The following is a 15,866-nucleotide window of genomic DNA, read 5'->3' as shown; positions in this document are numbered from 1 at the left end:
TTCATGGACGTGGACTTTTCACCGATCATCGAGAACTGGCGTTTCTTCGCCAGCGGGCTGGGCATCACCGTGCTGCTCAGCGTGGTCAGCGCGGTGACCAGCATCCTGTCGGGGCTGGTGATCGCGCTGCTGCGTCTCTACGGCCCACGCTGGCTCAGCACCGTGCTGGTTTTTTACGTCGACACCATGCGCGCCATCCCCATCCTGGTGGTGCTGGTCTGGATCTACTTCGCCTTCCCGCTGCTGGCCGGCGTGACCTTTCCGCCCTTCTGGGCCGCGCTGGTGGGGCTGACGCTGCACATCGCGGCCTATGCCTCGGAGATCATCCGCGCCGGCATTGAATCGATACGGCCCGGGCAGACGCGCGCCGGGCTGGCGCTGGGCATGTCGCGCGCGCAGATTTTGCGCAAAATCATCCTGCCGCAGGCCACCATCCGCATGCTGCCGGCCTTCGGCTCGGTGCTGACCATGGCCATCAAGGACACGGCCATCGCCACCGTGATCGCCGTGCCCGAGCTGATGCACCGCGCCGAAACCGTGGCCGGCCAGAGCTACCGGCCGGTGGAGGTGTTCACGGCCGTCATGGTGCTGTACTTCCTGGTGCTGTTCCCGGTCACCCGCGTCGTCGACCGCATGTACCAAAAACTCGCACACCTGGGGCGCTCATGAACTTCGACTGGAACGTCATCTGGACGCACCGCGGCGCGCTGTGGGACGGCGCGCTCATGACCGTGGGCCTGACGGTGCTGACCATGCTGCTGGCCGTGCCGGGCGGCATATTGCTGGCGCTGATGCGCCTGTCGTCGAACAAGCTGCTGAGTTCGGCCTCGCTGGCTTTCGTGGAATTTTTCCGCAACCTGCCGCTGATCCTGGTGATCTACTGGGCCTTCTACGTGATGCCCATCGCCTTCGACGTGCAGTTCTCCGCGCTCACGACGGCGCTGGTCGCGCTGGTGCTCAACATCTCGGCCTACAACGCCGAGACCTTCCGCGCCGGCATCAACTCCATCCGCAAGGGGCAGATGGAAGCGGCCCTGGCCATGGGCATGTCGCGCCGACAGGCCATGTTCAAGGTGGTGATCCCGCAGGCGGCGCGCCGCATCCTGCCGGTGCTGGCGAGCACCTGGATTTCGCTGTTCAAGGACACCTCGCTGGTGTCGGTGATCGCCGTCAGCGAGCTGGCCTACACCTCGATGCAGATACGCGCCCAGACCTTCCGGGTGCTGGAGATGCTGACCGCCATGGCCGCGATCTACTGGCTGATGGGCTACCCCCAGGCAAAACTCGTGGACTGGATCCACAAAAAATACGGAGTCAAGGAATGACATCAGCTACCCCACAAGACATCACCGCGGCCCCGCGCAAAGGGGCGGACCAGCCGCCCGTGCTGGTCTATGAAAACGTGCGCAAGCTGTACGGCGATTTTGTGGCGCTCAACGGCGTCTCGCTGCAGGTCAACAAGGGCGAGGTCATGTGCCTGATCGGGCCCTCGGGCTCGGGCAAGTCGACGCTGCTGCGCTGCACCAATGCGCTCGAGACCCTGAACGGCGGGCGCGTGCTGCTGGACGGCATCCCGCTGCCGACGCGTGAAACCGAGGTGCGCAAGGTGCGCCAGCGCATGGGCATGGTGTTCCAGAGCTTTGAGCTGTTCCCGCACAAGACGGCGCTGGACAACGTGGCCATGGGCCCCATCACCGTGCTGGGCATGAGCGAGGCCGACGCACGCAAACGCGCCATGGTGCTGCTCGAGAAGGTCGGGCTGGAGTCCAAGGCCGGCAACTTCCCGGCCAATCTCTCGGGCGGCCAGCAGCAGCGCGTGGCAATTGCCCGCGCGCTGGCAATGGAGCCGGAGGTGATGCTGTTCGACGAGCCGACTTCGGCACTGGACCCGGAAACCGTGGGCGAAGTGCTCAACGTGATGAAGAAGCTGGCCCAGGAAGGCATGACCATGATCGTCGTCACGCACGAAATGAGTTTTGCCCAGCGCGTGGCGAACTGGGTGGTGGTGTTTGAAAACGGCGCCATCCTGGAAGAAGGCCCGCCCGCGCAGATCTTCGAGAACCCCACGGTCGCGCGCACGCGCGACTTCCTCGGCCATCTGGGATGGAACGGCTGAGCACCATCCCCCCTTGTCCGCATTTTTTCTTTTCTTACCCCCTGACTTTTCATGAAAATCACCAACGCCCGCGTCATCGTCTGCAGCCCCGGCCGCAACTTCGTCACCCTCAAGATTGAAACCGACGAAGGCCTGACCGGCATCGGCGACGCCACACTCAATGGGCGCGAACTCGCCGTCGTGAGCTACCTGACCGAACACGTCATCCCCTGCCTGATTGGCCGCGACGCGCACCAGATCGAGGACATCTGGCAATACCTCTACAAGGGCGCCTACTGGCGGCGCGGCCCGGTGACCATGAGCGCGATCGCCGCGGTGGACACCGCCCTCTGGGACATCAAGGCCAAGGCCGCCGGCCTGCCGCTGTACCAGCTACTGGGCGGACGCAGCCGCAACGGCGTGATGGTCTACGGCCACGCCAACGGCAGCGACATCGCCCACACGGTGGACGAGGTGCTGCGCTACAAGGAAATGGGCTACCAGGCGATACGCGCGCAGAGCGGCGTGCCGGGCCTCGAAAAAGTCTACGGTGTGGGCAAGGGCAGCATGTTTTACGAGCCGGCCGACGGCAACCTGCCCAGCGAGCACGACTGGAGCAGCGAAAAATACCTGCTGCACACGCCGAAACTGTTCGACGCGGTGCGCCAGGCCGTGGGCCCGGACATCCATCTGCTGCACGACGCGCATCACCGGTTGACGCCCATCGAAGCCGGCCGGCTCGGCAAATCGCTGGAGCCTTTTCACCTGTTCTGGCTGGAGGACGCGACGCCGGCCGAAAACCAGGAGGCTTTCCGCCTGATCCGCCAGCACACCACCACGCCGCTGGCCGTGGGCGAGATCTTCAACACGATCTGGGATTGCAAGGACCTGATCCAGAACCAGCTGATCGACTACATCCGTGCGACTGTCGTGCATGCCGGCGGCATCACGCATTTGCGGCGCATCGCCGACTTCGCCTCCATGCACCAGGTGCGCACCGGTTGCCACGGCGCGACCGATTTGTCACCGGTGTGCATGGGCGCGGCGCTGCACTTCGACACCTGGGTGCCCAACTTCGGGGTGCAGGAATACATGCGCCACACCGAGCAGACCGACGAGGTCTTCCCGCACAGCTACCGCTTCGACAAGGGTTTCATGCACTGCGGCGAGACACCAGGCCACGGCGTGGAGATCGACGAGAAGCTGGCCGCCAAATACCCGTACCAGCGCGCTTACCTGCCGGTGAACCGGCTGCAGCACGACGGCACTTTGTGGAATTGGTAGGGATTGACTTACCCCTATCGGACGCTCACTTCTTGTAGCGCCTTTTCCCCTTCCAGGGGACGGGCGCCTGCGGCCTAGCAAAGCCCGTTCCGCGGCCCCTAATAGATAAGAATCGCGGGGTTAGGCCAGGATCGTTGCGAGGCTGGCTTCCAGGTGCTCGGATGGCAAGCGCTTGAAGCCTGAGCGGGCAAAACGCTGCAGGCGGCCGACCATAAAGGCGACGATCACCGAGGCGCGGACCTGGGCGTCTACCGTGGGGGTGGCGGCGCCGCTGGCGGCTGCCGCGTCGCGCAGGCTTTGTTTGAGGCTGGATTCCAGTTTGTCGAAGAACTGGTTCATGCGTTCCTGCAGGCGCTCGTTTTCAAACACCAAGGCATCGCCGACCATGACGCGGGTCATGCCGGGATTTTTTTCGGCGAACTGCAGCACCATGACCACCAGCTTGCGGGTGCGGACCGAGTGGTCGGGTTCACGTTCGCCGATCTGGTTGATCAGGGTGAAAACGGTTTGCTCGATGAATTCGATCAGGCCTTCGAACATTTGCGCCTTGCTGGCGAAATGGCGATACAACGCGGCTTCGCTCACTTCCAGCCTGGCAGCCAGGGCCGAGGTGGTGATGCGTTCGGCGCCCGGCTGCTCCAGCATGGTCGCCAGGGCCTGCAGGATCTGGACCCGGCGCTCCCCCGGTTTGGGGCGCTTGCGCACCGCAGGCTCGGCGGATGCTGGCGTGGCCTGGGGGCTCAGTTCGGATTCAGACGCTAAGTCGGACATAGGCGATGGATGGAGAATGTTTCAAAAAACCGGAAATCGTTGCAATTGATTCTCGCACAGGGAAGTGACGGATCAGGGCTTGCGATGCCTGGGTTTTACTGCGTGAGGCGAAGCTACAACGTTCTCTTTCGTAACAGCGAGCGCTCACTGTGGCGGGCGGACTACAAACTCAGGCGGACCCGCAATCCGCGCGGGCCGGAGGCCTCGGTACCGCCGTCGCCCAACTCCAGCTGGGAATGGTGGACCCGGGCAATTTCGCTGGCGATGGCCAGACCCAGGCCGTTGCCCTCGCCCTCCGTGCCCTGGACCCGGTAAAAGCGCTGCAAGGCCCTGGCGCGTTCGTGCGGCGCGATGCCGGGGCCGTCATCCTCCACCTCCAGGAACACCCCGGAGCGCCGTTGGCCGGGGTCCAGCTTGTCGTCCGGCGGCGCGCCGGGGCCGCAGCGTATGGTGACGGTGCCGCCGGCCGGCGTGTACTTGACGGCGTTGTCCACCAGGTTGCCCAGCAGTTCGCGCAGCAGCCATTCGTAACCCGTGGCCTGGGCGGGCTGGGCCTCCAGCCCCAGGTCTATGCCCTTGCGGGCGGCGGCGTCCAGGTGCAGCGGAAGGATGGATTCGCACAAATCCTTCAGGTCCACCCGCTGCATGGGCTGGGCGGCGGCCGCCGAGGCGTCGGCGCGCGACAGCGCCAGCAGCTGGTTGGCCAGCTGCGAGGTGCGGCGGGTCGCGTTGCGCAGCTTGATGATTTTTTCGGCCGACAGCGTGACGGCGCCATCCGAACCCGCGGCTTGCGCGACCTTGGCGGCCTGCGCCCAGGCCTCGACCTGCGCCTGCAGCCCGGCCAGCGGAGTGCGCAGCTGGTGCGCGGCGTCGGCCACAAAACGGCGCTGGCCCTCGGCCTGGTCGTTCACCAGGCTGAACAGCCGGTTCAGCGCGCTGACCAGCGGCTGGACCTCGGCGGGCGTGGTCTGCGGGTCTATGGCGCTCAGGTCGCGCGGGCTGCGGCGCTCCACCGCATCCTTGAGCTCGATCAGCGGCTTGAGCGCCCGCGTGACGGCCCAGTTGAGCGCGAAGCCTGCGGCCAGCACCAGGATGAGGTTGGGCAGCAGCACCTTGATCAGCACGGAGCGCACCCACTGCTGGCGCGGGTCGGAGCCGTCGGCCAGCTGCACGATCAGCTCACCCGCAGCCGTATTGACGCGCTGGGCCGCGATACGGTAGGTGGCGCCCTTGTGTTCGATGCTGTGGAATTCGGTCTCATGTGTGGCCGGCAGGAGGTCGGGGATCCAGGCCTCGCCGGCCATGAATTCGCCCTGGGCGTCGGAAATCCGGAAGCCGGCGGAACCGGTGCGGGCCTTGAGGAAATCGTCCACCGCCGGCGCCAGCAGCAGCAGGGGCTCGCGCCCCCCGGGCGTGATGCCGGGCCCCACCACGGAATCGGCCAGCAACGGGATCAGCCGCGCCAGCTGCTGGTCTTTTTGCAGCGCGACGTTGCCGGCGGTCTGGTAATCGAAGTACACGCTGATCAGCGCAAAAATCCCCAGCGGCACCAGCAACAGCAGCAGCAGGCGGCGCTGCAGGCCGGACTTCATGGCCGGCGGCACCAGGCGGCTGTTGCCGGTTCGAGTGGCCAGGGCGGCCAGGCGGGCCTTCAGGCGGTCGGCCCAGGGACGGCCGGGGGCGTCCATGCGCCGGCGCTTACTCGGCGCCCGCGCCGGGCATGCCGGGCGCGGCTTCCGTCAGTTCCAGGCGGTAGCCAAAACCGCGAATCGAGCGCACGGCGATGCCGTGCGGCTCGAGCTTGCCGCGCAGGCGCGAGATGTAGACCTCGATGGCGTTGGGCGTGATTTCCTTGTCCCAGCCGGTCATGGCCTGCAGGAGCTTGTCCTTGCTGGCGGGCTTGGGGGCGTTGATCAACAGGTATTCCATCACCGTCCACTCGCGCGGGCCGAGCTCTATCAGCTGGCCGTTGGCGCGGGCCTCGCGGTTGGCCGTGTCGAGTTCAAGCGCGCCGAAGCTCAGGGTGGCGCTGGTGGCGGCCTGCGAGCGGCGCAGCAGCGCGCGCAGGCGCGCCAGCAATTCGGGCAGCTCGAAGGGCTTCACCATGTAGTCGTCGGCGCCCAGGTCCAGCCCTTGCACGCGGTCTTGCAGCGCGTCGCGCGCGGTCAGGATCAGCACCGGCATGGTCAGGCCGCCGCGGCGCAAGCGCCGGGTCAGCTCCAGGCCGTCGATGCGCGGCAGGCCGATGTCGATGATGGCGGCGTCAAAGGTCTCGCCCTGCAGGACTTCCTCGGCGCGTTCGGCGCTGCCGACCCAGTCGACCGCATAACCGGCGTCGCTGAGCCCCAGCTTGATGCCGCTGGCCACCATCACGTCGTCTTCAACTAAAAGAAGTCGCACCTACGCTCCCCCCCGAGGCGCCTTCGGCGCCTCCCCCTCAAGGGGGCGCCACCACTGGCCCGGCAAAGCCGGTTCCACGGTGGCTGCTTGCGAAGAGTCTGGGGATGTAGTCACGAGGTGTCTAGTGCGATCTAATCATGGTCCCGTAGGCTTGGTCGGTCAGGATTTCCAGCAGCATGGCGTGCGGCACCCGGCCGTCGATGATGTGGACCGAGTTCACGCCGCTCTTGGCCGCGTCCAGCGCGCCTTCGATCTTGGGCAGCATGCCGCCCGAAATCGTGCCATCGGCGAAGAGTTCGTCGATCTCGCGGGCGCTCAGGTCGGTGAGCAGCTCGCCGGCCTTGTTGAGCACGCCGGGCGTGTTAGTCAGCAGCACCAGCTTTTCAGCTTTCAGCACTATGGCCAGCTTGCCGGCCACCACGTCGGCGTTGATGTTGTAGCTTTCGTTTTCCTCGCCGAAGCCTATGGGGCTGATCACCGGGATGAAGGCGTCGTCCTGCAGCGCCTTGACCACGCTGGGGTCTATGCTGACGATGTCGCCGACAAAGCCGATATCGTGCTCCTTGTTCGGGTCGTCCTTGTCGACCATCTTGAGCTTTTGCGCGCGGATCAGGCCGCCGTCGCGACCGGTCAGGCCCACGGCCTTGCCGCCGGCCTGGTTGATCAGGCCGACGATGTCCTGTTGCACCTGGCCGGCCAGCACCCACTCGACGACCTCCATGGTTTCCTCGTCGGTGACGCGCATGCCCTGGATGAAGTGGCCTTTTTTGCCCAGGCGGTTCAGCGCCGCCTCGATCTGCGGGCCGCCGCCGTGCACCACCACCGGGTTCATGCCCACCAGTTTGAGCAGCACCACGTCCTCGGCGAAGTCCGCCTGCAGGGCCGGGTCCGTCATGGCGTTGCCGCCGTATTTGATGACCAGGGTCTTGCCGTGGAACTTGCGGATGTAGGGCAGCGCCTGGGCCAGGATTTCGGCCTTGTCGCGCGGGCCGACGTGGGAAAGGTCAGGATCAGTCATGGGAGTGTCGCTCATGGCCAAAGGTCTAAAAAGGGAGGATGGCGCAATTGTGCAGCATTGCCGGCACCCGGGGCGGGTCAGCGCAGGGTGGTCAGGTAGGCCGGGTCGAAGCGGCCGGGCCGGTAGCCGAAGTCGGTCGTCGCATCCTGGTGGTCGAACACCAGGTCGGCCTGCATGCGCAGCGCCATGTCAGCCGTCAGGTGCGCAAAGCGCGGATGCAGGCGCGCCAGCCGCACGGCGATGCGGAAGGCCCAGATCGGGACGGGGATGAACACCGGGCTGCGGCCCAGGGTTTCAAAGATACGCCGCACCATGTCGACATAGGCAAGCGTCTCGCCGCCGCTGAGGTTGTAGGCCTTGTTGTAGCTCGCGGGCGCGTCCAGGCTTTGCACGCAGGCCAGCGCCAGGTCGCGCGCATGCACCGGCTGGCGGCGGCCCAGGGCCTGGCCGAAGCGCGGGAAAAAGCCGAAGCGGCGTATCAGCCGCGCGATGTCGGCCACGTTGCGGTCCCCGCCGGCGCCGCCGTAAATCAGCGTGGGCCGGAAGATCGTCCAGGCCATGCCCAGGCGCCCGCATTCCGCCATCAAGTGCTCTTCGGCCGCGATGAGCTTGTTGACGACCTCCAGCTCATACGGGCTGGCCGAGGCCAGCTTGGTGAAGCGGCTGGTCGAACTGAAGGCAATCACGCGCCGCACACCGCGCGCGTGGAACTTCTCGAGCCAGCCCGGCAGCAGCCACAGGCTGGCGGTGTGGATCAGGGTGCCGGCCTCGACGGGAGGCAACTCCTGCTCAGGCTTGGCCAGATCCGTCTCGAACCAGGCCAGACCCGGCACGCGATCTTCCTGGGCCAAAGGCTGGCGCCCCAAGGCGCACACCTGGAAGCCGCGCTGCAGCAACAAGGCAAGCAGCAGCGATCCGATGGTACTCGTGCGTCCCGTCAGAAATACGGCATGCGATGCGGCGTTTGTCATGTGCGGCCCTGCCGGAAATACCGGGCGGTTTCTTTCAGCGCATCATCCACACCCACGGGGGGAATCCATCCCAGGACGCGTTGCGTTTTCGAAATGTCCACCTGCAGCGAATCACACAGCCGCTGCATGACGGCCTCCTGGCCGACCAGCCGGGCACCGCCCCTGAGCATCATGACCGGCACCGGAATAAGCCTGGCGGGCTTGCCCAACGCCACCCCTGCGCGGCGCAGCAGCCCTGAGATCGAAAGATCTTCCCCGTCGCTGGCCAGGAACACCTGGTTGGCGGCGGCGGGATGCTGCACACAAATCGCGATGAGGTCCGCCAGGTTGTCCAGTGCCAGGAAACTGCGCCGGTTGGGCAGAGCGCCCAGCGGCAAGGGCCATCCCTTGACCAGCCAATGCATCATGGATTGGAAGTTGGCCTTCACCCCCCGTCCATATACCAGCACAGGGCGGATAATCACAACTTCCAGGCCGGTCTCGGCGGCGAGCTTTAACAAGCCTTGTTCAGCTTCATACTTGGAGATGCCATAAGGATCGATGGGATGCGGCACATCGTCAGCGGAGAAAGGCTGGCCCACAGGCGTTACCTCGCCATTGACCTTGATGGAACTGATAAAAATAAAACGCCGCACCCCCGCAGCCGCGGCCTGCCGCGCCAGGTTCAAGGTCAGGGCCACATTGGTCCGGCGAAATTCAGCCAGAGGATCCGCTGCGACTTCTCGCATCAAATGGACACGCGCCGCAAGATGAACCACGCTGTCCACGCCATCCAGCGCCTCGGCCCAATCCGTATTCTCGTCAATTTCGTCCATTGACAGGAATTCGAATCCGTCGACGGAGGCAACACGCTTGTGCCGCGCAACTCCGCGCACCCGATAAGCCCTCGCTGCCAAATCAGGGCAGACAGCCGTTCCTATAAAACCGTTGGCCCCGGTCACCAGAACAGTCTTCCCCGTCCCTGCCGGCGCGGCAGGCCGGGCCGTGCCGGCTGCCACGGTTCTCTTGTCGAGCCCGGTATCAGGCCGGCTGCTGAATACGCCGCCCCACTTGCGCCAGTAAAGAAAACCAGAGCGGACGGTCACCAGCCTTGAGCCCCATGAACGATGGGTGTCCCGTGCCCATTGATGCACGACCCTGACCTTGGGGACATAGATGACGCGCGCCACCTGCAGCGCCCTGCGGCCTATATCCGCATCTTCGTAATGCAGGAAGTAGTCCGGGTCAAACCCCCTGATTTGCCGCAGCACGCTGGTTCGGAAAAACATGCAGGCACCCGTCGGGTACTCCACGTCAAAGATCGGCTTGTCATAGTCACAGTCCAGCATCTCAAATTCCGCAAGCGTCGGCTTGAACCACGATTGCAGCCATTTGGGGGAAAAGCTCCGCAGGAACATCACCAGCAAAGTGGGATGGCGCTTGCAGAGGAAGTGCCGCTCCCCGTCTTCGCCGAATACCGCCGGGGTCAACAGTCCCGTCTCGGGATTGTCTTCTAGGAAACGCAATGCTTCCCGCAGCGCGTCGGGTGCCAGAAACAAATCCGGGTTCACCACAAGGTGATAGTCCGAACGGACTTCTTCAATGACGAGGTTGTTGCCCCTTCCGTATCCCACATTACCGGGCGAGCGCAGCAGATGCACCGTCCAGTCGGGCATGGCGGCGCGGCGTGCCTCGAGCCACTGGCCAAGATGCTGGTGCAGGGCAGCGTCGCAGGAATTGTCGACAAGCGTCAGCTCCAGCGACAGGTCGCGATCATCCCTGGCCACACGCCCGGCTTCCTGCAAGGCGAACAGGGTGCGCTCCAGTGTTGCCAGATCCGGTTTGTAGAGCACCAGCGAGGCGCTTAGAGAAAGACGTGTCAATTTTTTTCCTGGGCGCTGTCTGCTTCAGTACGGAGAATGATTCTGGCGGGAACGCCAACCGCAATCGCATGGGGAGGCACGTCCTGCAATACCACGGCATTGGCACCGACTTTGGCGTGGTCCCCGATGGTGACGCGGCCAATCACTTTGGCTCCCGCGCCAAGAACCACATGGTTGCCGATGACCGGCCGCAGCGATACGGTAAAACCGTTGTCCGGCTCCGCCGTGCCCAGGGTGACGCCTTGCAGGATGGTGACATTGTCGCCAATCTTTTCGGCGCCCAGCACGGTCCCCACGGTATGCGGCAAAAACAGCCCGCCGCCTATCCTCACCTGAGGGGATGATTCGATACCGAAAATGGCGACATTGGCCATGGTGAACAGTTTGGCCACCACCCCCAGCCGCCGCTCAAAGAAAAATTCCGCCAGGCGGATCAAGACCACCGGCGCCATGCGCGGGTTGAAGCAACTCCCGACCAGCCTGAGGGTGGAAACCGGCCCGGTATGTCCGATAAATCGCTGGTAACGCTCGATGTCCGCCCGTAGATTTTTCACAACACCACCCTTTTGTAAGCAACCAGGGATGCGGCGGCCACCGCCGGCCCCACCAGCAGGCAACACCATTGCGCAATGGTCCAGTCCTGCGCGGCCCCCGCACCCGTCAACGCCAGTGCCACCAGGGGAAGGGTTGCCGCCAGCAGAAAAGGCCAGATCTGCCTGCGCCGCATCAACGGGTTTTTGTATCCCGCATATTCCACCACAAACACCAGGTAAAGAAAGTTCGGCAGCACGAATGCCCAGGCCAGCGCCGCCAGGGAAGAAAAGCCCACAAGCGCGAACTTGACGGTCGCGAGGAGGCTGAGGTTGAGCGCCAGGTCGGAGAGAAGCAATACGCGTGAATTCCGGGTGGCAAGAATCATGGTTCCATAGACCCATGAAATACTGCGGCAAAGCACCGCGACCACCAGCACGGCGAGGACCTGCCCGGACGGCTGGAACTCCGCGCTGTACAGCAGCTTGATCAGCGGAGCTTTCAAAAGGACCATGCCATAACAAACCAGCACACCACCGGCCATGACCAGGTAGGCGGTTTTGAGCATGCAGGCCTTCTGGCTTTGCGCGTCGGTGGCCCGGGTCAGCAGCGGAAGGTAAATCGCGCTGCAGGCGGTCAGGAACAGCGTGGTGTAGTTAAAGGTCAATGTCCACCCCGCATCGAACAGGCCGGCAAAGGCCAGCCCGCGCGCCTCGATCACCCAGGACCGGATCAACAGCAATGCCAGGGTGGTGGAAAGCGCCGCCGCAAGGTTGGACAACGCGAACCTCAGAAAGACACGGCTTTCGGCCTTGGCCAGCGGCGGCAATGCGGCGGCAAGCCGGGGCAAACGCGAGATCCCGAACAGGCCCGCGAGACAGGTGATACCGAAGCACACCACAAAAGACATGGACAGCACAAAGGGATCGGGCGGCAAGCGCCACCACCATGCAAGCGCCAGCAGCATCACGAGTGCCGCGGGCCCGGCTATCTGCGCCAGGGCAAGATAGGGATAGGAGCGATAGCCATTGAGCACCGCCAGCGCATAGGTCCCGGCCACATTGAGCAGCACGGCCAGCGCGAGCCAGCGCACCGTGGCCACGAGCGCGGGCGTACTGGACGACAGGAAAAACTGGGTCAGCGCAGGCGCGGCGGCGAGTATTGCCAGCACCACCATGACGCCGGACACACCGACAAGGCGGGCCGCCGTCGCGCGGAATTGCCTGCGGGCCGCTTCTTCCGAACGCTCAGACAAGCCCTGGACGACGGAATTCGTGCCGCCAAACGTCGCCCCCACCGTGGCAGCCTGCGCCATCTGCCTGAGCTGCGAGAAAAGCCCGACACCTTCCGGCCCCATCCACAGCGCAACGGCCTTGAAGCTGAGCAGCCACAAAAAGGCCGAGCCGAACACGCCCGCCGTGCTGATCAGGATTCCGCCCCTGAGGCTTTGAGAGGGCGTGCTCATGGGCGCGCCGGCGTCAGCCGCCACGCTGCGGTGCCGAATGCGAACGCAGGCGCGTCAGCAATAGGCCCCAAATAAAGAACGCAAAAATTCCCGGGTAGGGCTGCCGCAAGGTCACCTTGAAATTGCTGTCCACCAGCACCATGAACGCCACCAATGCAGCAAGCCACCAGGTTTGCCCAGGCAGCGTTTTTCGGGAGCGGTAAAGCAGGCAAGCGGTGAACACCATCAGTGCCAGCAGCGGTACCAGCGGCACCAGGCCGAAGCTGTAGACAAAATCCAGGTACCAGTTGTGGGCGCTGGTTTTGACTTCGCGCGGCAGCGGCTCCGTATGCCCCAGCAGCATGGTGTGATTACTCTCGCTGATCCCGTCGCGAAAAAGCTTCCAGTCACCCAGGCGCTGTTCCAGATTGACGGGCATTTTCCCGTCGGCCAATGTCTGGAATTTCCCCAAGTACTGCCCATTGTCATCAATGATGCTGGTGTTTTTCTTCGCGATGCCGTAGTAGAGGCCAATTACCAATCCGGCAGCCACGATACCCGCGCCAAACAGGATGAAGCCAATCAGCCGCCCCGTCTTCAGTTGCCACATCTTCCGGACAAAAAACACGATGACAAACGCGCTGTAAAGCCCGATGGCCAGGAAGGATGCGCTGGCAATGGCATAGATACCCATGACCGCTGTCAGGAAGCGCAATGCCACCCGGTACTCGTCCCACAAATGCACCATGACGAAACAGAACGCCGCCACAAAAATGACGGGTACAAACTGGAAGTGCTGGTAAATGCTGAACAGGTAGAGGTTGTGCGTCAAGGTCAGGGTCTTCTGCCACCAGCCCGCGAGGATCTGCACTGGCACAAGCAATAACAGAACCCACATGAAGGCCCTCGGCACAATGCTCCCCTTGTCGGTCACCAATTGCCCGAGAACCAGCCCCATCGTCGGCAGCAGGAATTGCAGTGCGATCAGCACCTTTCTCTGTTGCATCGGCTGATCGACCCCGGCAAACAGCAGGGACACCAGCATCAGTGCGGAAAACGATCCGATGAACATGGCTGCCGGCAAGGCTTGCTTGTAATTCCTCGCAAGGGCGAGTATTCCGATCAAGCTGGCGATGATTGATATCGGCAAAGGCAACTTGTTGATCAGACCACCCGAGTCCGTAATGACTTCCGGGTTGTAGTAAATGCCGCCGGAGAGCTGGAAAAACAGCGGAAACAGCAGGGCAATGGCAATAAGCCAGAGAGTCAAGGGATTGTTTCTGGATGGCATGGTTTTTTTGGGATCAACGGCCCTGAACAATTCGCGCGCGCGGGCCATCGCGAACCCAGGAATCCTGCAGCTTATTTTTTCCAGACGGTCCGGTTGATGTAGTCCACATAGCTGAGCACCACGCGCGTCACCTGCTTGGAAACAGGCCCGGTCTGGTAGTCGTCCACCACCCGCATACGGGGACCCGCGTCCGCATGCTGCGACATGACGACCTGGATCGCCTCAAGCACGCGCTCTTTCCTGAGGCCGCTCATGACCAGCGTTCCCACATCCATGCCTTCGGGGCGCTCGTGCGCGTCGCGTATGGTGACCGCCGGCAGGTTCAGCAGGGAAGCCTCTTCCGTGATCGTGCCGCTGTCGGAGATCACGCAGGCCGCGCCCATCTGCAGCTTGATGTAGTCGAAAAAACCGAAGGCCTTGGAAAATTGGATCAGGGGATCAAAACTCGCGCCTTCCAGCAGGTCCAGCCGCTTGCGGGTGCGCGGATGGGTGGAAACGATGACCGGCATCTTGTATTTTCCGGCCAGCGCATTGAGCGTATCCACCAGGTCCCGCAGGTTTGCCGGTGTATCCACGTTTTCTTCGCGGTGCGCACTGACGACGAAGAACTCCCGCGCCTTCAGGCCCAGCCGGTCCAGCACGTCCGACTTCTCGATCTGCGGCATGTAGTGCGCCAGCACCTCGCACATGTGCGAGCCGGTCTTGATGATGGTTTCGGGGCGTATGCCTTCGGCGATCAGGTACCGGCGGGCATGCTCGGTCAGAACCATGTTGATGTCGCTCAAATGGTCGAGCACCTTGCGGTTGAGTTCTTCCGGGACACGCTGGTCGAAACAGCGGTTGCCGGCTTCCATGTGGAAAACGGGCACCTTGCGGCGCTTGGCGGCAATGACGGCCAGGCAGGTATTGGTGTCGCCGTAAAGCAGGATCGCATCGGGCTTCTCAAGCACCAGAACGTCGTCGGCCTTTTCAATGACAGAGGCGATGGTCTTGGCGGCCGTCTCGCCCGCCACTTCCAGGAAGTGGTCGGGCTTGCGGATTCCGAGGTCATCGAAAAATACCTGATTCAGCTCATAGTCGTAGTTCTGGCCGGAGTGCACCAGCACGTGCTTGACCTGCGCATCCAGTTCTGCGATCACCCGGCTCATCTTGATGAGCTCAGGCCGCGTGCCCACCAGCGTCATCACCTTAAGCATGGAGCGCCTCACGCACTTCCGCGAGTTTCATCAACGTGGCCTTGACGCCGTCGATGTCCAATCGCTCAGTGTTGTGCGAGGTGTAATCGTCCAGCTCGGAAATGTGCGCCTCGCCCTCGACGAAATACTTGTCGTAATTGAGGTCGCGGTTGTCCGCGGGAATCCGGTAATAGCGCCCCATATCCTCGGCCTTCGCCATTTCTTCGCGCGAAATCAGCGACTCGTAGAGTTTCTCGCCGTGCCGCGTGCCGATGATCTTCACCGGTTTGTTGTCGCCGAACAGCTGCTGCAGGGCCGCCGCAAGGTCGGCCACCGTGGAGGCCGGGGCCTTCTGTACAAACAGGTCGCCCTGCTGGGCATGTTCAAACGCATGCAGCACCAGGTCGACCGAGTCCTCCAGGGACATCAGGAAGCGTGTCATGTTGGGATCGGTGACGGTCAGTGCCTTGCCCGCCTTGATCTGGTTGATGAACAGCGGGATCACCGATCCGCGGGACGCCATCACATTGCCGTAGCGCGTTGAACACACCACGGGACCCGAAGCCGAAATGGTGCGCGATTTGGCCACGGTGAGTTTTTCGGCCATGGCTTTGGAGATGCCCATGGCATTGATCGGGTAGACCGCCTTGTCCGTGCTTAACACCACGACGCGTTTGCAGTTATTGGCAATGGCCGCGTTGAGCACGTTTTCGGTGCCCAGCACGTTGGTTTTCACCGCTTCCATCGGGTAGAACTCGCATGACGGCACCTGCTTGAGCGCCGCCGCGTGGAACACATAGTCCACGCCCCTCAAGGCGTCGTTCACGCTCTGGTATTCGCGGACGTCGCCGATGTAGAACTTGACTTTGTCGTTGTTCAGCGCAATCCGCATATCTTCCTGCTTCTTCTCATCGCGGCTGAAGATCCGGATTTCGGAGAAATCGGAGTCAAGAAACCGCTGAAGCACGGCGTTGCCGAAAGAGCCCGTCCCGCCGGTAATCAGAAGTACTTTATTTTTGAACAT

General features: G+C 63.2%; 15 protein-coding genes. 4 read left to right on the top strand and 11 right to left on the bottom strand.

From position 1 onward, the window contains the following. The first annotated feature begins 3 nt into the window (after nucleotides 1-3). The 4 genes from AC1D1F_RS17240 to manD are packed head-to-tail and all read left to right on the top strand — an operon-like array spanning nucleotide 4 to nucleotide 3,379. The gene (locus AC1D1F_RS17240) at nucleotides 4-669 is read left to right on the top strand and encodes an amino acid ABC transporter permease (protein ID WP_477678331.1); all 666 of its coding nucleotides are present in this window, start codon (nucleotides 4-6) and stop codon (nucleotides 667-669) included. Continuing rightward, the gene (locus AC1D1F_RS17235) at nucleotides 666-1,325 is read left to right on the top strand and encodes an amino acid ABC transporter permease (RefSeq protein WP_477678330.1); all 660 of its coding nucleotides are present in this window, start codon (nucleotides 666-668) and stop codon (nucleotides 1,323-1,325) included. The genes AC1D1F_RS17240 and AC1D1F_RS17235 overlap by 4 nt, the downstream gene beginning before the upstream one ends. Then, on the top strand, nucleotides 1,322-2,116 hold the full coding sequence (locus AC1D1F_RS17230) for an amino acid ABC transporter ATP-binding protein (protein WP_477678329.1): 795 nt from the start codon (nucleotides 1,322-1,324) through the stop codon (nucleotides 2,114-2,116). Before AC1D1F_RS17235 ends, AC1D1F_RS17230 begins: the two co-directional genes overlap by 4 nt. Before the next feature lie 51 nt (nucleotides 2,117-2,167). After that, the gene (gene manD / locus AC1D1F_RS17225) at nucleotides 2,168-3,379 is read left to right on the top strand and encodes a D-mannonate dehydratase ManD (protein ID WP_477682796.1); all 1,212 of its coding nucleotides are present in this window, start codon (nucleotides 2,168-2,170) and stop codon (nucleotides 3,377-3,379) included. Between the two features lie 120 nt (nucleotides 3,380-3,499). On the opposite strand, the gene slmA is transcribed toward manD, so the two are convergent. From slmA to AC1D1F_RS17170, 11 genes are all read right to left on the bottom strand, one after another. Continuing rightward, a complete protein-coding gene (gene slmA / locus AC1D1F_RS17220; RefSeq protein WP_477652870.1) occupies nucleotides 3,500-4,150 on the bottom strand; it encodes a nucleoid occlusion factor SlmA in 651 nt (216 codons plus the stop codon). A gap of 161 nt (nucleotides 4,151-4,311) precedes the next feature. After that, nucleotides 4,312-5,742, bottom strand: coding sequence for an ATP-binding protein (locus tag AC1D1F_RS17215; protein ID WP_477697060.1), 1,431 nt, complete (start codon nucleotides 5,740-5,742; stop codon nucleotides 4,312-4,314). Nucleotides 5,743-5,848: 106 nt separating this feature from the next. Next, nucleotides 5,849-6,550, bottom strand: coding sequence for a response regulator (locus tag AC1D1F_RS17210; RefSeq protein ID WP_436156323.1), 702 nt, complete (start codon nucleotides 6,548-6,550; stop codon nucleotides 5,849-5,851). Nucleotides 6,551-6,671: 121 nt separating this feature from the next. Beyond that, nucleotides 6,672-7,568 (bottom strand): acetylglutamate kinase, encoded by an 897-nt coding sequence (gene argB, locus AC1D1F_RS17205; RefSeq protein WP_477652869.1) that lies wholly within the window; start codon nucleotides 7,566-7,568, stop codon nucleotides 6,672-6,674. A 77-nt stretch (nucleotides 7,569-7,645) separates the two neighbouring features. After that, nucleotides 7,646-8,539 carry an NAD-dependent epimerase/dehydratase family protein gene (locus AC1D1F_RS17200; RefSeq protein WP_477677733.1) on the bottom strand — a complete coding sequence of 298 codons (894 nt, stop codon included), beginning with the start codon at nucleotides 8,537-8,539 and terminating at the stop codon, nucleotides 7,646-7,648. Further along, nucleotides 8,536-10,401 (bottom strand): NAD-dependent epimerase/dehydratase family protein, encoded by a 1,866-nt coding sequence (locus AC1D1F_RS17195; RefSeq protein ID WP_477677734.1) that lies wholly within the window; start codon nucleotides 10,399-10,401, stop codon nucleotides 8,536-8,538. The genes AC1D1F_RS17200 and AC1D1F_RS17195 overlap by 4 nt, the downstream gene beginning before the upstream one ends. Then, entirely contained in the window at nucleotides 10,398-11,024 is a 627-nt protein-coding gene (locus AC1D1F_RS17190; protein WP_477697055.1) for a serine O-acetyltransferase, read from the bottom strand. Before AC1D1F_RS17190 ends, AC1D1F_RS17195 begins: the two co-directional genes overlap by 4 nt. Next, complete coding sequence (locus AC1D1F_RS17185) at nucleotides 10,952-12,397, bottom strand: MATE family efflux transporter (protein WP_477677736.1); 1,446 nt, start codon at nucleotides 12,395-12,397, stop codon at nucleotides 10,952-10,954. The genes AC1D1F_RS17190 and AC1D1F_RS17185 overlap by 73 nt, the downstream gene beginning before the upstream one ends. Before the next feature lie 13 nt (nucleotides 12,398-12,410). Further along, nucleotides 12,411-13,646: a hypothetical protein gene (locus tag AC1D1F_RS17180; protein ID WP_477700786.1), complete on the bottom strand. Its 1,236-nt coding sequence runs from the start codon at nucleotides 13,644-13,646 to the stop codon at nucleotides 12,411-12,413. 92 nt (nucleotides 13,647-13,738) lie between these two features. After that, a complete protein-coding gene (gene wecB, locus AC1D1F_RS17175) occupies nucleotides 13,739-14,863 on the bottom strand; it encodes a non-hydrolyzing UDP-N-acetylglucosamine 2-epimerase (protein ID WP_477677738.1) in 1,125 nt (374 codons plus the stop codon). Continuing rightward, nucleotides 14,856-15,866, bottom strand: coding sequence for a polysaccharide biosynthesis protein (locus AC1D1F_RS17170; protein ID WP_477652862.1), 1,011 nt, complete (start codon nucleotides 15,864-15,866; stop codon nucleotides 14,856-14,858). Before AC1D1F_RS17170 ends, wecB begins: the two co-directional genes overlap by 8 nt.

It is taken from the genome of Polaromonas sp. P1_H6, assembly GCF_056405195.1.
Note: the sequence above shows the minus strand (reverse complement) of the source record. Positions and strands in the feature narration are given on the sequence as shown.